Genomic DNA, 20,807 nt, shown 5'->3' with positions numbered 1-20,807 from the left:
CGTCAATCGGTTCGGGCAAGATTCCGCTGTGAAGAATGGGCTTGCGACCGGCCCGTGCAGGTGCGTACGCACGCGCGGCGCGAGGGGGACGTACGTCACAGCCGGCGCCCTATGCTTCCGCGGGTGGAGACGCAGAGAGTCAGCAACCGGCGCGGACGGCAGTCGCGGGAGGAGATCCTGGACACGGCCGCGCGCGTGATGGGTCAGCGCGGGTACGCCGCCACGTCGCTGTCCGCGATGAGCGCGGAGATCGGGCTCGCCAAGAGCGTCATCCTCCACCACTTCCGGACCAAGGCCGGGCTGCTCTCCGCGGTGATGGAGCGGGGCCTCGACGACTTCTTCGCCGACCTCGACGAAGCGCGGGCCCAGACGCCTCCCGACGGGCCCCCGGGTGAGCGCCTGCAGTGGTTCCTCGAGCATGCCGCGTCCGTCCTGACGGCCCGCCAGGAGTTCCTGCGGCTGCACATGTTCCTCATCCTCAGCGAGGACGAGGACGCCACCTCCGCGGAGGTGGCCACCGCCATCGCGAAGGTGCGCACCGACGGCATGCGGCACGTGAACGAGATGATCCGAGCGTCGTTCTCCCTGGCCTATCCGGACCAGGCACAGGCGATCGCCGACCGCCTCGAGCGCCTGGTCCTGTCGGGGATCGACGGCGCCTTCCTCGACGGCCAGGCCGATCCGCGGCGCACCATGACAGAAGACATGGCCGACCTCGCCGAGGCGGCGGCGGCGATGGGCGAGTCGTTCGCCGCGCGCCTCCAGCCGGTGGGCGAGCAGACGGGAGGAGCGACCGGTGCGATCCGTCGCTGACCTCACCGCCGCGCTCCGCGGGAGCGGTTACCTGGCCGACCGGGGACTCTCCACCGCCCTCCACCTGGGCCTGGCGCTGGACCGACCGGTGCTGCTGGAGGGTGAGGTCGGTGTCGGCAAGACCGAGGTCGCCAAGACGCTGGCCACCGTCCTGGGCCGTGACCTCATCCGCCTGCAGTGCTACGAGGGCATCGACACCCACCAGGCGCTGTACGAGTGGGACTACGCCCGCCAGATGCTGCAGATCCGTGCCCTGTCCGAGGCCGACCTGGCCGGCGACGAGGCGGTCGAGTCCCTCTACGGGCCGCGCTTCCTCGTGGAACGGCCGCTGCTGAAGGCCGTCCGCGCCGGTGATCGGGCCGTGCTGCTGATCGACGAGGTCGACCGCGCCGACGACGAGTTCGAGGCGTTCCTGCTCGAGCTTCTCTCCGACTTCGCCATCACCATCCCCGAGATCGGCACGATCGCCGCGAAGCGTCCGCCGCTGGTCATCCTGACCTCCAACCGGACCCGCGACCTGCACGACGCCCTGAAGCGCCGCTGCCTCTACCACTGGGTCGGCTACCCCAGCCCCGAGCGCGAGATCGAGGTCGTCCTCGAGCGGGTTCCCCGGGCGAGCCGGCAGCTGGCGACCAAGGTCGTCGCCGCCGTCACCCGCCTGCGCGAGCTCGACCTGGCCAAGCCGCCCGGCGTCGCCGAGACGATCGACTGGGCGCGGGGCTTGGACGTCCTGGGGGCCGGTGACCTCGACGCCGAGACCGCAGCCGACACCCTCGGCACCGTCATCAAGGACCGCGACGACCTCGAGCTGGTCCAGGGCCGGCTGCCCGACGTCGTCGGCGCGGCCGTCGCCGGATAGCCGCGTGGAGAGCCCGTTCCTCGCCCGCATCGTCGGCTTCGGCGCGGCGCTGCGCGGGGCCGGCCTCGCGGTCGGGACCAGCGAGCTGCTCACGTTCACCGCAGCCGTCGCCGAGCTCGACCCCAACGACGCCGGGGACCTCTACTGGGCCGGTCGCACCACCCTCGTCGGGCACCGCGACGAGATCGCGGTCTACCACCGGGTCTTCCTCGACCACTGGCTCGCGCCGGCCGCTGCGGGCGCGGACGCGAACGGCGAGAGCGCGGCTGCCGAGGACGGCCGGGTGACGTTCAACCTGCCGGACTTCGACGCCCTCCCGGCGACCGAGACCCTCGAGGGTGCGGTCGACGGGTCGGGCGCTGCGGGGACGCTCGGCTCGGACGCGGAGGGGCTGCATGCCAAGCCGTTCACCGCCTGCACCCCGGCCGAGCTCGACGACCTGCGGCGGGTCATGCGTTCGCTGCGGTTGCGCCGGCCGCAGCGCTCCAGCCGTCGTTTGCGAGCCGCCCGTCGGGGTCGGCTCCACGACCTGCGCCGTACGGTCCGCGAGACACTGCGCACCCAGGGTGAGCCCCGCCGTCAGCTGTGGGCGGCACCCCGGCTGCGCCGGCGTCCGCTGGTGCTGATCCTCGACGTCTCGGGGTCGATGGTGGCCTCGTCGCGGGCCCTGCTGCAGTTCGCGCACTCGACCTCGCAGGTGGACCGCCGCACCGAGGTGTTCTGCTTCGGGACCACCCTGACCCGGGTCACCGTCGACCTGCGCCAGCGGCGGATCGACGACGCCCTGACCCGGGCGGCGGCGGCCGTCGTGGACTTCGAGGGTGGCACCCGGATCGGCGCCTCGTTGGACGCGTTCGTGCACGACCACGGCCGACGCGGCGTGGCCCGCGGCGGGACCGTGGTGATCTGCTCCGACGGCCTCGACCAAGGTCGGCCCACCGAGCTCGCCGCCGCGCTGCGGCGGCTGTCGCGACAGTGCCGACGACTGGTGTGGCTCAACCCCCTGCCGTCGTACGCGCCCTCTCCCGGCCTGCTCCTCGCCCGGCCCCTCGTCGACGCGATGCTGCCTGCCCGCGACCTGGACGACCTGGTCGCCTTCGCGGGCGCGCTCGAGCGGATCGATGCCCAGCCCCGTGCTGCGCGCGGCATCCGCTCGGGAGCGCAGCCGGTCGAGGACCTCGACCTGCGCCCGCTGCGCAGCTCGCCCTTCGACGGGCCACGGACCTCCTCGCGTCAGGTCTAGCGGCTCGCTAGGCGGTGAGCGAGGCCTCGATCGCGCCGGCGGTCCTGTTCAGGGTCGCGACCAGGCGCGGCAGGCGGCCCTTCTCGTAGCGAACCTCGGGCATCGAGATCGACAGGCCCGCCAGGGCGTTGCCGTCCTCGTCGCGCACGGGGACGCCCACCGCCACCACGCCACGCTCCGAGCGTCCCTGGTTGACCACGAAGCCCTGGGCGCGGATCACCGCGAGCTCCTTGCGCAGCGCCGCCAGCTCGGGCGGATCTCCGTCATCGTCGACCGGCTCCGCGTAGATCACGCTGAGCTCCTCGTCGGGCAGCTCGGCCAGCAGGAGGAGCCCACCGGTGCTGCGGTGGGCCGGGAACACCATCCCCTCGCGGGAACCGACCCGCAGCGTCTGGCTGCACTCGACCGAAGCGATGAAGCGCGCGGTCGTGCCGGTCCGGATGGTGAGGTTGGCCGACTCCCCCACGACCTCGACGACGCGATCCAGGTGCGGCATCGCTGCGGACCGGAGCCGGGAGGTCTGCGACCGGGAGTGCGTGGCGAGCTGGAGCACCGGTCCGGCGTGGTAGATCCGAGCGTCGTCCTGCACGGCGAAGTCGCGGTAGACCAGCATCTGCAACAGCCGGTGGGCGGTCGAGCGCGCGACCCCGAGGCGCTCGGCGGCCTGCGCGACGGAGAGCGTGCCCTCGAGCTGGAGCATGGTGGCCAACCGCAGGGCGTGGTCGACGCTCGCGACGGCGTACGTCGGCGCTGTCTTCATCCCCCGCCCTCCCGGACCCTGTTCCTCAGAACAGAATCGACTGTTCTGGGGCCTGTGATCGGGCTCACTCTAGGGCACATGACCGCCTTCGACACCCCGGTGCGCCTGACGGCCGTCGCGGCACCCGACCAGCCGGACGTGACCCCCGCCCTCGAGGAGCTCTACCGCGGCTTCGAGGAGGAGCTGCTGGTCCCGCTCTGGACCGAGATCGGCGACCTCATGCCGGCCCACCCGAGCAGCAAGGCGAGCACGCACCTGTGGCGGTGGGAGAACCTGCGCACGCTCGCAGACCGGGCCGGGCACCTCGTGCCGGTCGGCCGGGGTGGGGAGCGCCGCGCCATCGCGCTGGCGAACCCCTCGCTGGGCGGCCGCCCGTTCGCCACCCCCACGCTGTGGGCGGCGATCCAGTACCTGATGCCGGGCGAGAGCGCGCCGGAGCACCGCCACTCCCAGCACGCCTTCCGCTTCGTCGTCGAGGGCTCGGGGGTGTGGACCTGCGTCGGCGGCGACGGCCCGAGCGGTGGCGGCACGGACGCTGTGCCGATGAACCGCGGAGACTTCCTGCCCCAGGCGGGCTGGAACTTCCACGCCCACCACAACGCCACCAGCGAGCCGATGGCCTGGATCGACGGCCTCGACATCCCGTTCCAGTGGACGAGCGAGGCGCAGTTCTTCGAGTTCGGGCGCGACGCGCTCACGCCGGAGGAGTGCGTGACGCCGGTGCGCTCCCGCTCCGAGCAGCTGTGGGGCCACCCGGGCCTACGCCCGCTCTCGGCGACACACGCCACCCCGGGCTCCCCGCTGCTGAACTACAAGTGGTCGCACACCAACGCCGCGCTGTGCGACCAGCTCGCGCTCGAGAGGGCGGGCTTCGGTGGCACCGTCGAGCCGGGCCACGCCGCGGTGCGCTACGCCAACCCGCGCACCGGCGGCGACGTGCTGCCGACGATCCGCGCCGAGCTCCACCGTGTCGCGCGTGGCGCCGCGACCGCACCCGTGCGGGAGACCGGCTCCTCGGTCTTCCAGGTGTTCGACGGCTCCGGCGTCGTGAGCGTCGGCGACACGTCCTGGACCGTCGCCCGTGGCGACCTCTTCGTCGTCCCGTCCTGGGAGCCCGTCTCCTTCCGCTCGGAAGCCGGCGCGACCGACTCCGACGAGGGCGCCCTCGACCTCTTCCGCTTCTCCGACGCCCCGATCTTCGAGGCGCTCCACCTCCACCGCACCCAGAAGGACACCTGATGACCAAGAACGCGACGATCCGCACCGCTGAGGGCACCCGCTCCGTTCAGCTGCGCGGCGACCGGCACGTCGACCTCGGCTTCGCCGACCTCGGCGCGTGGCTCGCCGCGGGCGCTCCCGCCCCGGCCGAGGACGCCACGACGTACGCGGTCGAGGCGGCGGACTTCGCGCCGGTCGTGCCGAACCCGTCGAAGGTGATCTGCGTCGGCCACAACTACACGAACCACATCCAGGAGATGGGCCGCCCTCTGCCGACCCACCCGACGCTGTTCCCGAAGTTCGGCCAGACCCTGATCGGCGCCCGTGACGACATCGTCAAGCCGGACGAGACCGATGCGTTCGACTGGGAGGTCGAGCTCGCGATCGTGATCGGCAAGCCGGTTCGCCGGGCGAGCGAGGAGGAGGCCGCCGACGCGATCGCCGGCTTCACCGTCATGAACGACATCTCCGTGCGCGACTGGCAGTTCCGCACCATCGAGTGGACCCAGGGCAAGATCTGGGAGGCAACCACCCCGGTCGGTCCGTACCTGGTCACGCCCGAGGAGATCGGCGGCGTCCGCCCCGCGCTGCGGGTGCAGACCACCGTCGACGGCCAGGTCATGCAGAGCGACGACACCGGCACGCTGCTCTTCGACCCGGTCTTCCTGGTCCAGTACATCTCCACGATGATCACGCTGAACCCCGGGGACATCATCGCCACCGGCACACCGGCCGGCGTCGGCCACGCTCGCGACCCGCAGGTCTACCTCGTGGGCGGCGAGCAGGTCGTCACCTCGGTCGAGGGCATCGGCGAGTGCATCAACACCATCGTCAAGGCGTGACGTGGCGCGCTCCTTGGCAGATGCCCGGGGCTGGGTCGCCGTGGGGAACGAGCTGCTCCTCGAGGCGACGGCCGGCCTGACCGACGACGACCTGCGCGCACCGTCCACGCTTCCGGGCTGGTCGGTCGGCAACCTGGTCGCCCACATCGCCGCCAACGGCGACGCGCTGCTCAACCTCGTCACCTGGGCGCGGACCGGTGTCGAGACACCGATGTACGCCTCACCCGAGGCCCGCGCGGCGGGCATCGCGCGAGGCGACACGCTGACCGCAGCCGCGGCCGATGCATGGCTGGAGTCCTCGGTCGCTGCCCTCGCCGAGGGCTTCGACGCTCTCTGCGAGGCGCAGTGGAGCAACGAGGTCGTCACCGCGCAGGGCCGGACGGTCCCGGCGAGCGAGCTGCCCTACATGCGCAGCCGCGAGAGCCTGGTCCACGTCGTGGATCTCGACCGGGGGGTGCGCTTCGCGGACCTGCCGGTCGGCTTCCTCGACGCGCTGATCGACGACACCCGCCTCAAGCGTGGGCTGCGCCGCGAGGACCTGCCTGCCGGGCCGGCCGCCGAGGTGGCCGCCTGGCTGGCCGGACGCGCGCACGCGCTGACCGACGCCCCCGAGATCGGAGCATGGCTGTGAGCCGCGAGCACACCGAGCACACCGCGAGCCCCGACGTCGTCGTGGTCGGCGGTGGCATCGGCGGCCTGTCGACGGCGTACGCCCTCTCCCGCGTCGGTCTCGAGGTCCGGCTGCTCGAGCGCGCGCCGGAGTTCGGCGAGATCGGCGCCGGCCTGCAGATCGCCCCGAACTGCACGCGCATCCTCGACGAGTACGGGCTGCTGGAGGAGGTCACGAGCCTCGGCGTGCTGCCCGACGACATGATCATGTTCGACGGCGTCGGCCCGCAGCGCTCGGGCGAGGAGATGACCCGCCTCGACCTGCACGACCTGGAGAAGCGGTACGGCTTCCCGTACGTGGTCATCCACCGGTCCGACCTGCACGGCATCCTCCTGCGGGCCTGTCAGCGCAGGGGTGTCCAGCTGGTCAACGGCGCCACCGCCGTCGACTACGAGTCCGGCGTGGACGAGCACGGCCGCCGCTGCGCGACCGTGATCCTCGAGGACGGCACCCGGCACACCGCACCGATCGTGATCGCCGCCGAGGGCATCCACTCCCCGGCGCGCGCCAGGTTCGTCGGCGACGACCCCGTGTCGTCCTCCTACGTCGCCTACCGCGGCGCCATCCCCATGGCCGAGGCCCGGGAGAACAACATCCACGAGAAGGCGGTGGTGCTCTACCTGGGCAACAACTGCCACTTCGTGCAGTACGGCCTGCGCGGCGGGGAGATGTTCAACCAGGTCGCCGTCTTCGAGTCACCCGCGGCGCTCGCCGGCGACGAGGACTGGGGCACGCCCGATGAGCTCGACGCTGCCTTCGCCGACACGGTCGGCGACGTCCAGGACGGCCTGAAGTTCATGTGGCGCGACCGCTGGTGGCGGATGTATGACCGCGAGTCGATCCCGAACTGGATCTTCGGTCGCGTCGCGCTGCTCGGCGACTCCGCGCACGCACCGCTCCAGTACATCGCGCAAGGCGCGATCATGGCCATCGAGGACGGCTGGGTGCTCGCCAAGCACGTCGAGATGAACCGCTCCCCCTCCGGGGAGGTCGACTGGGACACCGCCCTGCAGGCGTACAACGCGGTGCGCACCCAGCACACGGCGCGGGTGCTCGCGACCTCGCGAGAGTGGGGCATCCTGTGGCACCACGTCGGGGTGAAGCGGCGGCAGCGCAACGCGATCCTCCGGGCGCGCGACGTCTACGACTACTCCTTCGTCGACTGGCTCTACGGCCCCACCGCGCTCTTCCCGGAGGACGAGGCGGAGATGTTCACCCCGATCCCGCTGGAGAGCGCCGTCCTTGCTCAGTCCTCCGGGTCGTAGCCGAGGTTCGGGGAGAGCCAGCGCTCGGCCTCCGCGAGCGTCCACCCCTTGCGCTCGGCGTACGCCGCCACCTGGTCGCGGCCGAGCCGGCCGACGACGAAGTACTGCGACTGGGGGTGGCTGTAGTAGAGCCCGGAGACCGAGGCGCCCGGCCACATCGCCATCGACTCGGTCAGCCGGATCCCGGTGCTCGCCTCGACGTCGAGGAGCTCCCAGATCGTCTGCTTCTCGGTGTGGTCGGGGCAGGCGGGGTAGCCCGGCGCCGGCCGGATGCCGGTGTAGCGCTCGGCGATGAGGTCCTCGTTGGACAGCGACTCGGCCGGCTCGTAGCCCCACAGCTCGGTGCGGACGCGCTGGTGCAGCCGCTCGGCGAAGGCCTCGGCGAGCCGGTCGGCCAACGCCTCGATCATGATCGCGGAGTAGTCGTCGAGGTCGTCCTTGAACTGCTGGACCCGCTCGGGCAGGCCGATCCCGGCGGTGACCGCGAACGCGCCGACGTGGTCGGGCAGGCCGGAGTCGACGGGGGCGACGTAGTCCGCGAGCGAGCGGTTGGGCACGCCCTCGCGGTGCTGGCCCTGCTGGCGCAGCTGGTGGAGGACGGTGCGCCGCTCGCGGCGGTCCCCGTCGGACCAGACGACGACGTCGTCGCCCTCGGAGCCGGCGGGGAAGAAGCCGTAGACGGCGCGGGCGGTCAGCCAGCGCTCCTCGACGATCCGGTCGAGCATGGCCTGCGCGTCGTCGTACAGCTTGCGGGCGGCCTCCCCGGAGGTGGGGCTGTTGAGGATGTCGGGGAACTTCCCCTTCATCTCCCAGGCGTTGAAGAACGGCTGCCAGTCGATGTACTCGCGCAGCTCGGCGATGTCGTAGTCGTCGAGCACGTGCACGCCGGGCTGCTGCGGCGCCGGCGGGAGGTAGCCCTCCCAGTCGATCGGCGTGGCGTTCGCGCAGGCGTCGGCGTAGGCGAGCTGGGGCCGGTCCTGCTTGGTGGCATGCCGGGCGCGCAACGCGTCGTAGTCGGCCTTGACCGCCTCCAGCAGGGGCACCCGCCGCTCGGCGTGGAGCAGCGAGGCCACCGTCGGCACCGAGCGGGAGGCGTCCTTGACCCAGACGACGGGGGCGTCGTAGCGGGGGTCGACCTTGACCGCGGTGTGCGCCCGGGAGGTCGTCGCGCCGCCGATCAGCAGCGGGATCTCCAGGCCCAGGCGCTGCATCTCGGTCGCGACCGTCACCATCTCGTCCAGCGACGGGGTGATCAGGCCGGACAGGCCGATGACGTCGGCGCCGACCTCGCGGGCGGTGTCGAGGATCTTCTGGGCCGGCACCATGACGCCGAGGTCGATGACCTCGAAGTTGTTGCACTGCAGGACCACGCCGACGATGTTCTTGCCGATGTCGTGGACGTCGCCCTTGACCGTCGCCATGACGATCGTGCCGTTGGTGTCCTTGGCGGTCGCCAGCGCGGGGTTGTCGAGCTTCTCCTGCTCGATGTACGGGATGAGGTAGGCCACGGCCTTCTTCATCACGCGCGCGGACTTCACGACCTGGGGCAGGAACATCTTCCCGGAGCCGAACAGGTCGCCGACGACGTCCATCCCGGACATCAGCGGGCCCTCGATCACCTCGATCGGGCGGCCGCCGCGCTCGGCGATCTCCTGGCGCAGCTCCTCGGTGTCGGCCTCGACGTGGGCGTCGATGCCCTTGACCAGGGCGTGGGTGATCCGCTCGCCGACGGGCAGCGAGCGCCACTCCTCGGCCGTGGCCTCGACCTCCTCGCCCTTCCTGTTGAACGACTCCGCGACCTCGAGGAGCCGCTCGGCGGCGTCGGGGCGCCGGTTGAGCACGACGTCCTCGATCCGCTCGCGCAGCTCGGGCTCGACCTGGTCGTAGACCACCAGCGCGCCGGCGTTGACGATGCCCATGTCGAGGCCGGCAGCGATGGCGTGGAAGAGGAAGACGGCGTGGATCGCCTCGCGCACCGGGTTGTTGCCGCGGAAGGAGAAGCTGACGTTGGAGATGCCGCCCGAGACCTTCGCCCCGGGGAGGTTCTCCTTGATCCAGCGGGTCGCCTCGATGAAGTCCAGGCCGTACGACGCGTGCTCCTCGATGCCCGTGGCGACCGCGAAGACGTTGGGGTCGAAGATGATGTCCTCGGCCGGGAAGCCCACCTCGTCGACGAGGATCCGGTAGGCCCGCTCGCAGATCGCCTTGCGGCGGTCGAGGTTGTCGGCCTGGCCGTCCTCGTCGAAGGCCATGACGACCGCGGCGGCGCCGTACTTCCGGCACAGCCGGGCGTGCGCGCGGAAGGCGTCCTCGCCTTCCTTGAGCGAGATCGAGTTCACGATCGGCTTGCCCTGGACGTTCTTCAGCCCGGCCTCGATCACCTCGAACTTCGAGGAGTCGACCATGACCGGGACCCGGCTGATGTCGGGCTCGCTTGCGATCAGCTTGAGGAAGCGGTCCATCGCCGCGACCCCGTCGATCATCCCCTCGTCCATGTTGACGTCGATGACCTGCGCGCCGTTCTCGACCTGCTGGCCCGCGACCGAGAGGGCGGTGTCGTAGTCGCCGTCCTTGATCAGCGTGCGGAAACGGGCCGAGCCGGTGATGTTCGTGCGCTCGCCGACGTTGACGAACAGCGAGTCCGCGTCGATGGTGAAGGGCTCCAGGCCCGAGAGGCGCAGGGCCGGCCGGAGCTCGGGCACCTCGCGCGGGGTGGCGTCGGCGACCGCGTCGGCGATGGCGCCGATGTGGGCCGGCGTGGTGCCGCAGCAGCCGCCGACCAGGTTGACGAACCCGGCCTCGGCGAACTCCCGGACCACCGCTGCGGTCTCCTCGGCGGCCTCGTCGTACTCACCGAAGGCGTTGGGCAGGCCGGCGTTGGGGTAGCAGCTGACGAAGGTGTCGGCGACGCGGCTCATCTCGGCGATGTAGGGGCGCATCTCCTTGGCGCCCAGCGCGCAGTTGAGGCCGACGGCCAGCGGGCGGGCGTGGCGCACGGAGTTCCAGAACGCCTCGGTGGTCTGGCCCGAGAGCGTGCGGCCCGACGCGTCGGTGATGGTGCCGGAGATGATGACCGGCCAGCGGCGGCCCTGCTCCTCGAAGAGCGTCTCGACGGCGAAGATCGCGGCCTTGGCGTTGAGGGTGTCGAAGATCGTCTCGATGACGATGAGGTCGGCCCCGCCGTCGACCAGGCCCTGCGCGGCGGTGCGGTACGCCGCCACGAGCTGGTCGTAGGTCACGTTGCGGGCAGCGGGGTCGTTGACGTCGGGCGAGATCGACGCGGTGCGCGTGGTCGGGCCGAGGGCGCCGGCGACGTACCGCGGCCGGTCGGGGGTCTCCACGGCGTCGCAGGCGCTGCGGGCCAGCTGCGCGGCGGCCAGGTTGAGCTCGTAGGCGAGCTCCTCCATGCCGTAGTCGGCCAGCGAGACCGCGTTGGCGTTGAAGGTGTTGGTCTCGATGATGTCCGCGCCGGCCTCGAGGTACTCGCGGTGGATGGCCTCGATGATGGCCGGTTGGGTGAGCGTCAGCAGGTCGTTGTTGCCGACGACGTCGCTGGGCCAGTCCGCGAAGCGCTCGCCGCGATAGCCGGCCTCGTCGGGCCGGTCGCGCTGGATGGCGGTGCCCATGGCGCCGTCGATGACCATCACCCGCTCCCGGAGCATCGCGGTGAGCGCCTCGGAGGCGTCGGGGCGGTGGTTCGGCTGCACGAGATCGGGCACGCCAGCTCCTTTTCGGGCGGGTGGCCCAGCCTAGGAACAGCGTCCGAGTGCTGGACAGGGTTCTCAGATCGTGGCACCGGGCGTCGGGCCCGACGAAATCCCGGGGCGTGACTACCCTGGATAGGTGATCGAGATCGAGGACCTGCCCGTGCTGGTGGACCCCGTCGTCATCGCCGCCTTCGAGGGCTGGAACGACGCCGCTGACGCCGCCTCGTCGGTGGTCGACCACCTGATGGTGGCCTGGAACGCCCGGATCGTCGGCGCGCTGGACCCCGAGGACTTCTACGACTTCCAGGTCAACCGGCCCGTCGTCGGCACCGACGAGCTGGGCCACCGCCGGATCACCTGGCCGACCACCCGGATCGCCATCGCCTCTCCCCCGGACCTCGACCGCGACGTGATCCTCGTCCGCGGCATCGAGCCGAACATGCGGTGGCGGCAGTTCTGCGCCGAGATCCTCGCCGTCTGCGACGACCTGGGCGGCGAGCTCGTCGTCACCCTCGGCGCCCTGCTCGCCGACACCCCGCACACCCGCCCGATCCCGGTCACCGGCACCGCCACCGAGCCCGACCTCGTCGACCGGATGAAGCTCGAGCAGTCCAGCTACGAGGGCCCGACCGGCATCGTGGGTGTCTTCCAGGACGCCTGCGCCCAGCTCGACATCCCCGCGGTGTCGTACTGGGCCGCGGTGCCCCACTACGTCGCCCAGCCGCCGTGCCCGAAGGCCACGCTCGCGCTCCTCGTCCAGCTCGAGGACCTGCTCGAGGTCTCCATCCCCCTCGGCGACCTGCCCGAGGACGCCCGCGCCTGGGAGCGCGGCGTCGACGAGCTGGCCGAGGACGACGAGGACGTCGCCGACTACGTCCGCGCGCTCGAGGAGACCCGCGACACCACCGACCTGCCCGAGGCCTCCGGCGAGGCGATCGCCCGGGAGTTCGAGCGCTACCTCAAGCGCCGCGGCGACGAGGCCGGCGGCGGGGCCGGCTGAGGGTGTCGCCCTCCCGTCCGGCCGCGGGCCCGAGGAGCGCCCCGAGGTGACTCCTCAGGGAAGGCAGGCGCTTCTCAGGGGATGATTCCCCTGAGACGTACCGGTCTCCCCGGGGCACCGGGGACTCCGATGACCCGGGTCACGCCCGAGGACCCTCAGACGGTCAGCCCGAGCGCGGCGTCGAGGACGGCGATCATCGCGAGGGCGGCGTCGGGGTCGCTGGTGTCGGCGAGGCCGTCGGTGCCGAGCGTGGCGCGGACCCAGCGGTCGACCGCGGCGACGGCGCGCGGGGCGTCGAGGTCGGCGGCGAGCGCCGCGAGGACCTCGGCGACCACGGGCGCGGCGGGGGCGCCGGCGCCCAGGGCCAGCGCGCGCCGCCAGTCCGCGAGGGTGTCGACGGCGTCCCAGAGCTCGGCGTCGGTCCACTCCCAGTCGGCGCGGTAGTGGTGGCGCAGCAGCGCGAGGCGGATCGCCATCGGGTCGACGTCGCTGTTGCGGAGCGCGGAGACGAAGACCAGGTTGCCGCGCGACTTCGACATCTTCTCGCCGTCGTAGGCGACCATGCCGGCGTGGACGTAGGTCCGCGCGAACGGCGTGCCCGGCTCGGCGACCTGGGCGTGGCCGGCGCACATCTCGTGGTGGGGGAAGACCAGGTCGCTGCCGCCGCCCTGGACGTCGAAGGCGCCGCCGAGGTGCTCCAGCGCGATCGCGGTGCACTCGACGTGCCACCCGGGCCGCCCGGGGCCGAACTGGCTGGGCCACGACGGCTCGCCCTCGCGCTCGCCGCGCCACACGACGCAGTCGAGCGGGTCCTTCTTGCCGGGCCGGTCGACGTCGCCGCCGCGCTCGGGGTAGATCCGCAGCATCGTCTCGCGGTCCCAGCCGGACTCCTCGCCGAAGGCGGGGTCGGCGGTGACCGACATGTAGAGGTCGTCCTCGACGCGGTAGATCGCGCCGGCGGCCTGGAGCCGCTCGATCAGGTCGAGCACGAGCGGGATCGACTCGACCGCGCCGATGTAGTGGTCGGGCGCGAGCACCCGCAGCGCGGTCATGTCCTGGCGGAACAGCTCGGTCTCGCGCTCGGCGAGCTCGGTCCAGTCCGTGCCGACCTTGGTGGCCCGCTCGAGCAGCGGGTCGTCGACGTCGGTCACGTTCTGCACGTAGCGGACCTCGTGGCCGGCGTTGCGCCAGGCGCGGTTGAGCAGGTCGAAGCCGACGTACGTCGCGGCGTGGCCGAGGTGGGTGGCGTCGTACGGCGTGATGCCGCAGACGTACATCCGGGCGGGGCCCTCGGGGGTGACGCTCACGAGCGCGCCGGTCGCGGTGTCGTGGACCGCGACCTCCGGGCCCGTGACGGGGAGGGCGGGGATCTCCGGGGACGTCCAGGCGCGCATGGCGGCAGCCTAACGACCCCCGCGGACCGGTCCGGTCAGAAGGGTGGCCAGGGGATGGCCGGCATGCCCCCGTGCGGCCCGGGCATCACGCCGAGGTCGAGCAGGCGCGCGCACCGCCGGTCGATCGCGTGGATCTCCTGGTCGGTCAGGAGCAGCGAGAGGTCCTCGCCGAGCTCCTCGCCCAGGGCGGTCCGCAGGCGACGTACGACCTCGACCTCCTCGGCCCGCAACGGCTCGCCGAGCCAGCCCCACAAGACGGTGCGCAGCTTGTTCTCGTGGTGGAACGTGATGCCGTGGTCGACGCCGTAGCGGTGGCCGTCGGCCATCTCCAGGACGTGCCCGCCCTTGCGGTCGGCGTTGTTGACCACGACGTCGAAGACCGCCATCCGGCGCAGCGGCAGGGTGTCCTCGTGGACCAGGCTGACCGGCAGGTCCCGGCCGTCGACCCCGTCGAAGACATGGTGGTAGCCCGCGGGCACCTCGTCGACGGCGACGATCTCGACGGCGGCCTGCTCGGGGTCCGGCTCCCGCCAGCGCTGGACCATCCCGACGCCGTGCGGGCCCATGCGCAGCCACGTCTCGGGGACGACGTCCCAGCCGGTGGCCTGCGAGACGAGGTACGCCGCGACCTCGCGCGAGGCGAGGTCGCCGTCGGGGAAGTCCCACAGCGGGCGCTCCCCCGCCACCGGCTTGTAGACGACCTTCACGCCGGCGATCTCACCGAGGAACGTCGCGTTGCTCGCCGGCATGATCCGGCCGTGGAGGACCAGCTCGTCCTCGACCAGGTCGACCCCGGTCGGATCGGTGGAGGTCACGGGTCCCGGCGGCGGAACCCGTTGGCCCGGACGCACAGGTGGCCGTCGGGGTCGATCGGCAGCGCGCAGAACGGGCAGGTGGGCCGCCCGGCCTCGAGGACCTGCGCGCTGCGCTTGACGAACGCGCGGGCGGCTCCGGCGCCGAGGCGGACCAGGAGCACCTCGTCGGGCTCGGGCTCCTCGAAGTCCTCGTCGACCTGGTCGGGCGAGACGACCGCGGCCTCGGTGAACGGGAAGACCTCGATCACCACGCGCTCGTCGTCGGGGTCCCACGACAGCGTCATGGTCCCGGCGCGGAACTCCTCCTCGATGGGCTGCTCCAGCGGCGCGGCGTCCTCGAGGTCCAGCGGCGCGACGGCGGGGATCATCGCGGTGTTCCGCTCGCTGCTCATCACCTCGTCGAGCAGCTCATCGATCCGCTCCGCCAGCGCGGCGACCTGCTGCTTCTCCAGTGCGACGCTCACGACCCGGGCCCCGCTGCGGGCCTGGAGGAAGAACGTGCGGGAACCCGGGGGGCCGACCGTGCCGGAGACGAAGCGCTCGGGCGGGTCGAACCCGTGGACGAGTGGTGCCATGTCCCCCACCCTATGAGGCCGCAGAAGGACCGGCGCCGCCGCCGACCGGTGCGTCGCCGACGGCCGGCGCGGAGGCGGCCCGCTTGCCGGCGCGGGGCTTGCGGGAGGGCTTCTGGGCGAGCCAGCCCAGGTCGCCGGCGTGGGTGTTGGTGGCGAGCACGTAGGGCCGCGAGCCGGTGTAGCGGACGATCGAGATCGACGCGGGGTCGATGTTGATCCGCTGGAAGAGGTCCAGGTGCATGCCGAGGGCGTCGGCCAGGACGGACTTGATGATGTCGCCGTGGCTCACCGCCACCCAGACCGCGCCGGACCCGTGCGCGGCCTCGACCGCGGCGTCGTGGCGTCGTACGGCGGCGACGGCCCGGGCCTGCATCGCCGCCAGCGACTCACCGCCGGGGAACTCCGCCGCCGACGGCTGGGACTGCACGGTCGACCACAGCTTCTCCTTGGCCAGGTCGCGCAGCTGCCGGCCCTGCCACTCGCCGTAGTCGCACTCGGTGATCCCCTTCTCCGTCACCAGGGTGAGCGGCGGGGTCTGGGCCTGCATGATCGCCTTGGCGGTCTGGCGGCAGCGCTCGAGGGGGCTGCTGACGATGGCCTGGACCGGGAGGTCCTTCATCCGCTCGCCGGCCCGGGCGGCCTGCTTCTGGCCCGTAGTGTCGAGCTTCACCCCGGGCATCCGACCGGCCAGCATGCCGCTCGCGTTCGCGGTCGTCCGGCCGTGGCGGACGAGGATGACGGTGGCCATGGCGCCGAACCCTACTGGCCGATCCCTCGCTACCGTGGCGGGGTGATCGTCGACAGCGCTCTCTACCGGCACGGCGCCCGGGTCCCGGACGAGTGCGAGGCGCACGACTACGCCCGGCTGCGGGCGGAGGTCCGCGAGGAGGGCGACTTCGTCTGGCTGGGCCTGCACGAGCCCGACATGGACGAGCTGTCCGAGGTCGCCGCGGCCTTCGGGCTGCACCCCCTGGCGGTCGAGGACGCCGTCAACGCCCACCAGCGGCCCAAGCTCGAGCGGTACGCCGACAGCCTGTTCCTGGTGCTCAAGACGCTCTGGTACGTCGACGCGGACGACGCCGTGGAGACCGGCGAGATCAACATGTTCATCGGCCCGGACTTCGTCGTCACCGTGCGGCACGGGCGCGGCGCGGACCTGCGGCCGGCCCGGCAGCACCTCGAGGAGCACCGGCGGGTCCTCGACCACGGGCTCTCCGCGGTGGTCTACGCCGTCTGCGACTCCGTGGTCGACGCCTACCGCGAGGTCGCCCTGGAGCTCGAGCAGGACGTCGACGAGGTCGAGGAGTCGGTCTTCGCCCCCACCCGATCCGACGACTCGGCGCGGATCTACACCCTCAAGCGGGAGATCGCGGAGGTACGCCGCGCCGTGCTGCCCCTGCGCGACCCGATGCGCCGGCTCGCCGCCGGGGAGGTCGAGGGGATCGCCCCCGAGGCCGGGCCGTTCTTCCGCGACGTCCTGGACCACCTCGGCCAGGTCGACGAGGTCGTCGACAACCTAGAGACGATGCTGTCCTCGGCCTTCGACGCCCAGGTCTCCCGGATCTCGGTGCAGCAGAACGACGACATGCGAAAGATCTCCGCTGGCGCCGCGCTCGTCGTCGTACCGACGCTGATCGCCGGGATCTACGGCATGAACTTCTCCCAGATGCCCGAGCTGCACTGGACCTTCGGCTACCCGTTCGCGCTTTCGTTGATGGTCGGGTCCTCGGCGGTGCTCTGGATCTTCTTCAAGCGCTCCGGCTGGCTGTAGCGGGCCGCGGATGCCGGCGCGCCCCTGGTCTCCGGCCCGCCGGCGGCGCACACTCGGGTGATGGACCACCGCCGGACCTTGAGCGTCCCCGCCTGGCCGCGCCTGCCGTGGGCGGTCTTCGCCGCGGCCGCGCTGCTCGTGCTCGCCGGGTGCGTCGTGGCGGCGTTGCGCACCGGCGACCCGGCCCGCGCCGGCGTGGTCCTGGCCGGCGGGGTGATCGCGGTGGGCATCGCGGCGCTGTTCCTGGTCGGCCTGGTCGCGCCGCTCCCGGATCGGACCGGAGGCGGGCGACCGCGCGGCCACTGGCACGGCGGCCACGGCGACGGAGGCGCCGCGTCGGGCGGGTCGGCCGACGGTGGCGGCGGGTCCGGCGGGGACTGCTAGGCGGTCAGCCCGGATGGGCGCCGCGGCTCAGGCGACCAGCACGCCCGTGCCGACGAGGACGAGCACCAGCGCGCCGAGCCCGATGCGGTAGATCACGAACGGTGCGTAGGAGCGGGTGGAGACGTAGCGCAGGAGCCAGGCGATGGCGGCGTACCCGACGATGAAGGAGACGACGGTCGCGGTGATCGTCGGTCCCCAGCCGTAGGTGTTCTCGCCGTTCGGGATCTCCTTGAGCTCGAAGAGCCCGGCGCCGACCACCGCGGGGATGGCGAGCAGGAACGCGTAGCGGGTCGCGGCCTCGCGCTCGTAGCCGAGGATCCGGCCCATCGAGATGGTCGCGCCGGAGCGGCTGACGCCGGGCACCAGGGCGCAGGCCTGGGCCAGGCCCATGAGGACGGCGTCGCGCAGGTTCATCTGCTTGATCGACTTGTTCGAGGCGCTGAGCTTGTCGGCCACGCCGAGCACGATGCCGAGCACGATCAGCGTGGTGCCGATGATCCACAGGCTGCGGAAGTCGGACTCGATGGCGTCCTTGAGCGCCACGCCCAGCACCACGATCGGCAGCGAGCCGATGATGATGAACCAGCCCATCCGGGCGTCGAGCGTGCCGCGGTACTCCGGCTTGACCAGCGAGCGCAGCCAGGCCGTGGCGATCCGCCAGATGTCGTGGCGGAAGTAGATGAGCACGGCCAGCTCGGTCCCGATCTGGATCACCGCGGTGAACGCGGCGCCCGGGTCTCCCCACCCGAACATCTCCGGGAAGATCCGGAGGTGCGCACTGCTGGAGATCGGCAGGAACTCGGTCAGACCCTGGATGGTCCCGAGCACGACGGCCTGGAGGAATTCCCACACGGGCGGAGATCCTACGAGTCGCGGACCCGCGAGCCGGGCGCGGCGTGCGGGGCGGCGCCCACTACGTTGTCGGCATGCAGCACAGGTCTCTGGGTGCCACCGGTCTGAAGGTCTCCCGGCTGGGCCTGGGCACGATGACGTGGGGTCGCGACACCGACGAGCACGAGGCGCGCGACCAGCTCGTCGCCTTCACGGAGGCGGGCGGCACGCTGCTCGACACGGCCGCCGGGTACGGCGGCGGGGCCTCCGAGGAGCTCATCGGCTCGCTCCTGGGCGACGTGGTCGACCGCGACGAGGTCGTGCTCGCGACCAAGGCCGGCATCGGCGCGCGCCGCGGTGGCCGGGAGTACAACACCTCCCGCGGCCACCTGCTCACCACGCTCGACGCCTCCCTGCGCCGGCTCGGCGTCGACCACGTCGACCTGTGGCAGGTGCACCTGTGGTCCGACGAGACCCCGCTGGAGGAGACGCTCACCGCGCTCGACCTCGCGGTCTCGACCGGCCGGGCGTCGTACGTCGGGGTCTCGAACTACACCGGCTGGCAGACCGCCCAGGCCGCGACCTGGCAGCGGGCCGTGCCGGGCCGCGCGGTGCTGGCGTCGACCCAGGTGGAGTACTCCCTGCTCAACCGTGCGGTCGAGGCCGAGGTGATCCCGGCCTGCGAGGCGCTCGGCCTCGGCGTGCTGCCCTGGTCGCCGCTGGGCCGGGGCGTGCTCACCGGGAAGTACCGCTCGGGGACGCCCTCGGACTCCCGGGCCGCCTCCGCCCACTTCGCCGGCTTCGTCGGCAGCTACCTCAACGAGCGGTCGGCCGGCATCGTCGAGGCCGTCGCCCGCGCCGCCGACGGGCTCGGCTGGTCCCCGCTGGAGGTCGCCCTGGTCTGGGTGCGCGACCAGCCCGGCGTCACCGCGCCGATCGTCGGCGCCCGCACCGCCACGCAGCTGCGGGGCGCGCTCGGCATCGACGAGCTCGTCCTGCCGGCCGAGATCGTCGAGGCGCTCGACGACGTGTCCGGAGAATGAAGCCATGTCCCGGAGCCACCGTCTGCAGCTGAACCGCGGGGTCGAGTGGGAGTTCGACAAGGTGACGTTCTCCCGCGAGTTCTCCCGCAACGTCGTCACCAAGCTCCTCGTCGAGCGTGCCGAGCACGGCGGCTGGGAGCTCGACCGGGTCCGGATCACCGCCGACGGCACCCGCCGGGTCATCCTGCGGCGCAGGATCATCCGCGCCGTCCGCACCGCCTGAGGGGTCCGCCGGAGCGGGCCCGGGCCCCGGGGTCAGACCTGGTCGAGGAACCGGTCGAAGACGCGCGCGCCGAACTCCAGCGCGTCGACCGGCACCCGCTCGTCGACGCCGTGGAAGAGCGCGGTGAAGTCGAGGTCGGCCGGCAGCCGCAGCGGGGCGAACCCGTAGGAGCGCATCCCGAGCTTGCGGAAGTGCTTGGCGTCGGTGCCGCCGCTCATCAGGTACGGCGCGACGACGGCCTCCTCGTCCTCGGCGAGGATCGAGCGGGTCATCGCGGCGACGAGGTCGCCGTCGTACGGCGTCTCCCAGGGCTGCTGGTGGGAGACGTGCTCGATCTCGATGCCCTCGCCGGTCAGCTCGGCCAGGGTCGCGAAGAACTCGTCCTCGAAGCCGGGCAGGAAGCGCCCGTCGACGTACGCCGTCGCCTCGGTGGGGATCACGTTGACCTTGTAGCCCGCCGACAGCATCGTCGGGTTGGTCGTGTTGCTGATCACCGCGCCGAGCATCCGCGCCGCTCCCCCGAACTCCTCGATCAGCGTCGCGGCGTTCTCGGGGGTGGCCTCGGTGCCCGCGAGGTCGGCCACCGTCGCGAGCAGCACCTCCATCGTGGGCGTCAGGCGCACCGGCCACTCGTGCGCGCCGATCCGCGCGACGGCCGCGCTGAGCCGGGTGACGGCGTTGTCGGTGTTGATCATCGAGCCGTGGCCGGCGCGGCCGCGGGCGGTGAGCTTCATCCAGGCCATGCCCTTCTCGGCGGCCTCGATCAGGTAGACCCGGCGGCCCCGGACGGTGGCGGAGAACCCGCCCACCTCGCCGACGGCCTCGGTCACGCCCTCGAGCTCGTCGCGGTGCTGCTCGACGATCACCTGGGCGCCCTTGTGGCCGCCGGCCTCCTCGTCGGCGGTGAAGCAGAGCACGACCGGCCGCTCCGGCGCCCGGCCCGCCTGCTGCCGGGCCCGCACGACCGAGAGCAGCATCGCGTCGAAGTCCTTCATGTCGACCGCGCCGCGGCCCCACACGTAGCCGTCCTGGATCTCACCGGAGAACGGGTCGACCTGCCAGTCCTCGGCCGCCGCCGGGACCACGTCGAGGTGGCCGTGCAGCAGCAGCGCGTCCTCGCGGCTGCCGCCACCGCCCCAGTGGGCGATCAATGAGGTGCGGCCGGGCTCGGACTCGATCAACCGGCTCCCGATGCCGACCTCGTCGAGGAGCGCCGCGACGTGCTCGGCCGCCTTCCGCTCCCCCGGCCCCTGCTGGTCGCCGTAGTTGGAGGTGTCGATCCGGATCAGGTCGCGGCAGAGGTCGACGACCTCCGCAGCGGGGTCGTACGTCACGTCGTCCCGAGCAGTCGTGGCCATGGGGCCAGCATGACACCGGTCGAGGACCTGCCCGAT

General features: G+C 72.2%; 20 protein-coding genes. 12 read left to right on the top strand and 8 right to left on the bottom strand.

The genetic code is table 11. From position 1 onward, the window contains the following. The first annotated feature begins 123 nt into the window (after positions 1 to 123). Genes HPC71_RS10525 through HPC71_RS10515 form a run of 3 tightly spaced genes read left to right on the top strand, consistent with a single transcriptional unit; the run spans position 124 to position 2,915 of the window. Complete coding sequence (locus tag HPC71_RS10525) at positions 124 to 813, top strand: TetR/AcrR family transcriptional regulator (protein ID WP_171896671.1); 690 nt, start codon at positions 124 to 126, stop codon at positions 811 to 813. Continuing rightward, entirely contained in the window at positions 797 to 1,672 is an 876-nt protein-coding gene (locus HPC71_RS10520; RefSeq protein ID WP_171896670.1) for an AAA family ATPase, read from the top strand. The genes HPC71_RS10525 and HPC71_RS10520 overlap by 17 nt, the downstream gene beginning before the upstream one ends. 4 nt (positions 1,673 to 1,676) lie before the next feature. Further along, positions 1,677 to 2,915, top strand: a complete 1,239-nt coding sequence (locus HPC71_RS10515; protein WP_171896669.1) for a vWA domain-containing protein — start codon at positions 1,677 to 1,679, stop codon at positions 2,913 to 2,915. Positions 2,916 to 2,922: 7 nt separating this feature from the next. On the opposite strand, the gene HPC71_RS10510 is transcribed toward HPC71_RS10515, so the two are convergent. Next, positions 2,923 to 3,675: an IclR family transcriptional regulator gene (locus HPC71_RS10510; protein WP_154614322.1), complete on the bottom strand. Its 753-nt coding sequence runs from the start codon at positions 3,673 to 3,675 to the stop codon at positions 2,923 to 2,925. A 78-nt stretch (positions 3,676 to 3,753) separates the two neighbouring features. Between HPC71_RS10510 and HPC71_RS10505 the strand changes: the two genes are divergently transcribed. The 4 genes from HPC71_RS10505 to HPC71_RS10490 are packed head-to-tail and all read left to right on the top strand — an operon-like array spanning position 3,754 to position 7,670. Continuing rightward, entirely contained in the window at positions 3,754 to 4,914 is a 1,161-nt protein-coding gene (locus tag HPC71_RS10505; protein WP_154614323.1) for a cupin domain-containing protein, read from the top strand. Next, positions 4,914 to 5,735: a fumarylacetoacetate hydrolase family protein gene (locus tag HPC71_RS10500; protein WP_154611629.1), complete on the top strand. Its 822-nt coding sequence runs from the start codon at positions 4,914 to 4,916 to the stop codon at positions 5,733 to 5,735. The genes HPC71_RS10505 and HPC71_RS10500 overlap by 1 nt, the downstream gene beginning before the upstream one ends. 13 nt (positions 5,736 to 5,748) lie before the next feature. Beyond that, entirely contained in the window at positions 5,749 to 6,366 is a 618-nt protein-coding gene (locus tag HPC71_RS10495; protein WP_154614324.1) for a maleylpyruvate isomerase family mycothiol-dependent enzyme, read from the top strand. Next, complete coding sequence (locus HPC71_RS10490) at positions 6,357 to 7,670, top strand: FAD-dependent oxidoreductase (RefSeq protein ID WP_154614325.1); 1,314 nt, start codon at positions 6,357 to 6,359, stop codon at positions 7,668 to 7,670. Before HPC71_RS10495 ends, HPC71_RS10490 begins: the two co-directional genes overlap by 10 nt. On the opposite strand, the gene metH is transcribed toward HPC71_RS10490, so the two are convergent. After that, on the bottom strand, positions 7,652 to 11,332 hold the full coding sequence (metH, locus tag HPC71_RS10485) for a methionine synthase (protein ID WP_154614375.1): 3,681 nt from the start codon (positions 11,330 to 11,332) through the stop codon (positions 7,652 to 7,654). The two genes, HPC71_RS10490 and metH, sit on opposite strands and share 19 nt — an antisense overlap. Positions 11,333 to 11,513: 181 nt before the next feature. Between metH and HPC71_RS10480 the strand changes: the two genes are divergently transcribed. Then, positions 11,514 to 12,377: a PAC2 family protein gene (locus tag HPC71_RS10480; protein ID WP_171896667.1), complete on the top strand. Its 864-nt coding sequence runs from the start codon at positions 11,514 to 11,516 to the stop codon at positions 12,375 to 12,377. 155 nt (positions 12,378 to 12,532) lie between these two features. Here the strand turns inward: HPC71_RS10480 and mshC are convergent, their stop codons facing one another. From mshC to HPC71_RS10460, 4 genes are read right to left on the bottom strand one after another with little or no spacing between them, the layout of a single operon-like run. Continuing rightward, positions 12,533 to 13,771 (bottom strand): cysteine--1-D-myo-inosityl 2-amino-2-deoxy-alpha-D-glucopyranoside ligase, encoded by a 1,239-nt coding sequence (gene mshC / locus HPC71_RS10475; RefSeq protein WP_154611632.1) that lies wholly within the window; start codon positions 13,769 to 13,771, stop codon positions 12,533 to 12,535. A gap of 35 nt (positions 13,772 to 13,806) precedes the next feature. After that, positions 13,807 to 14,586 carry an SCO1664 family protein gene (locus HPC71_RS10470; RefSeq protein WP_257866176.1) on the bottom strand — a complete coding sequence of 260 codons (780 nt, stop codon included), beginning with the start codon at positions 14,584 to 14,586 and terminating at the stop codon, positions 13,807 to 13,809. Then, entirely contained in the window at positions 14,583 to 15,161 is a 579-nt protein-coding gene (locus tag HPC71_RS10465) for a DUF3090 domain-containing protein (RefSeq protein ID WP_154611633.1), read from the bottom strand. The genes HPC71_RS10470 and HPC71_RS10465 overlap by 4 nt, the downstream gene beginning before the upstream one ends. A gap of 10 nt (positions 15,162 to 15,171) precedes the next feature. Then, positions 15,172 to 15,909 (bottom strand): histidine phosphatase family protein, encoded by a 738-nt coding sequence (locus HPC71_RS10460; protein WP_154614377.1) that lies wholly within the window; start codon positions 15,907 to 15,909, stop codon positions 15,172 to 15,174. A gap of 42 nt (positions 15,910 to 15,951) precedes the next feature. Here HPC71_RS10460 and corA point away from each other — a divergent pair, with 42 nt between their 5' ends. Both corA and HPC71_RS10450 read left to right on the top strand, forming a co-directional pair. Then, the gene (gene corA / locus HPC71_RS10455; protein WP_171896666.1) at positions 15,952 to 16,932 is read left to right on the top strand and encodes a magnesium/cobalt transporter CorA; all 981 of its coding nucleotides are present in this window, start codon (positions 15,952 to 15,954) and stop codon (positions 16,930 to 16,932) included. A gap of 60 nt (positions 16,933 to 16,992) precedes the next feature. Then, positions 16,993 to 17,316, top strand: a complete 324-nt coding sequence (locus HPC71_RS10450) for a hypothetical protein (RefSeq protein ID WP_154614326.1) — start codon at positions 16,993 to 16,995, stop codon at positions 17,314 to 17,316. A gap of 27 nt (positions 17,317 to 17,343) precedes the next feature. Here the strand turns inward: HPC71_RS10450 and HPC71_RS10445 are convergent, their stop codons facing one another. After that, complete coding sequence (locus tag HPC71_RS10445; RefSeq protein ID WP_171896665.1) at positions 17,344 to 18,168, bottom strand: undecaprenyl-diphosphate phosphatase; 825 nt, start codon at positions 18,166 to 18,168, stop codon at positions 17,344 to 17,346. A gap of 74 nt (positions 18,169 to 18,242) precedes the next feature. On the opposite strand from HPC71_RS10445, the gene HPC71_RS10440 reads away from it, so the two are divergent. Both HPC71_RS10440 and HPC71_RS10435 read left to right on the top strand, forming a co-directional pair. Continuing rightward, the gene (locus tag HPC71_RS10440) at positions 18,243 to 19,190 is read left to right on the top strand and encodes an aldo/keto reductase (protein ID WP_154611635.1); all 948 of its coding nucleotides are present in this window, start codon (positions 18,243 to 18,245) and stop codon (positions 19,188 to 19,190) included. A gap of 4 nt (positions 19,191 to 19,194) precedes the next feature. Beyond that, the gene (locus HPC71_RS10435; protein ID WP_154611636.1) at positions 19,195 to 19,413 is read left to right on the top strand and encodes a DUF5703 family protein; all 219 of its coding nucleotides are present in this window, start codon (positions 19,195 to 19,197) and stop codon (positions 19,411 to 19,413) included. A gap of 32 nt (positions 19,414 to 19,445) precedes the next feature. Here HPC71_RS10435 and HPC71_RS10430 read toward each other — a convergent pair whose 3' ends face one another. Then, the gene (locus tag HPC71_RS10430) at positions 19,446 to 20,771 is read right to left on the bottom strand and encodes a M20/M25/M40 family metallo-hydrolase (RefSeq protein ID WP_154614327.1); all 1,326 of its coding nucleotides are present in this window, start codon (positions 20,769 to 20,771) and stop codon (positions 19,446 to 19,448) included. Between the last annotated feature and the right edge of the window lie 36 nt (positions 20,772 to 20,807).

It is taken from the genome of Nocardioides marmotae, from assembly GCF_013177455.1.
Lineage (GTDB): Bacteria > Actinomycetota > Actinomycetes > Propionibacteriales > Nocardioidaceae > Nocardioides > Nocardioides marmotae.
This window is presented reverse-complemented; position numbering and strand designations above follow the sequence as displayed.

Excerpts from the sequence above, each read along its gene's own strand:
- HPC71_RS10510 (WP_154614322.1), bottom strand. The coding sequence starts at position 3,675 with ATGAAGACAGCGCCGACGTACGCCGTCGCGAGCGTCGACCACGCCCTG.
- HPC71_RS10505 (WP_154614323.1), top strand. The coding sequence starts at position 3,754 with ATGACCGCCTTCGACACCCCGGTGCGCCTGACGGCCGTCGCGGCACCC.
- HPC71_RS10500 (WP_154611629.1), top strand. The coding sequence starts at position 4,914 with ATGACCAAGAACGCGACGATCCGCACCGCTGAGGGCACCCGCTCCGTT.
- HPC71_RS10490 (WP_154614325.1), top strand. The coding sequence starts at position 6,357 with ATGGCTGTGAGCCGCGAGCACACCGAGCACACCGCGAGCCCCGACGTC.
- metH (WP_154614375.1), bottom strand. The coding sequence starts at position 11,332 with ATGCTCCGGGAGCGGGTGATGGTCATCGACGGCGCCATGGGCACCGCC.
- mshC (WP_154611632.1), bottom strand. The coding sequence starts at position 13,771 with ATGCGCGCCTGGACGTCCCCGGAGATCCCCGCCCTCCCCGTCACGGGC.
- HPC71_RS10465 (WP_154611633.1), bottom strand. The coding sequence starts at position 15,161 with ATGGCACCACTCGTCCACGGGTTCGACCCGCCCGAGCGCTTCGTCTCC.
- HPC71_RS10460 (WP_154614377.1), bottom strand. The coding sequence starts at position 15,909 with ATGGCCACCGTCATCCTCGTCCGCCACGGCCGGACGACCGCGAACGCG.
- HPC71_RS10450 (WP_154614326.1), top strand. The coding sequence starts at position 16,993 with ATGGACCACCGCCGGACCTTGAGCGTCCCCGCCTGGCCGCGCCTGCCG.
- HPC71_RS10440 (WP_154611635.1), top strand. The coding sequence starts at position 18,243 with ATGCAGCACAGGTCTCTGGGTGCCACCGGTCTGAAGGTCTCCCGGCTG.
- HPC71_RS10435 (WP_154611636.1), top strand. The coding sequence starts at position 19,195 with ATGTCCCGGAGCCACCGTCTGCAGCTGAACCGCGGGGTCGAGTGGGAG.
- HPC71_RS10430 (WP_154614327.1), bottom strand. The coding sequence starts at position 20,771 with ATGGCCACGACTGCTCGGGACGACGTGACGTACGACCCCGCTGCGGAG.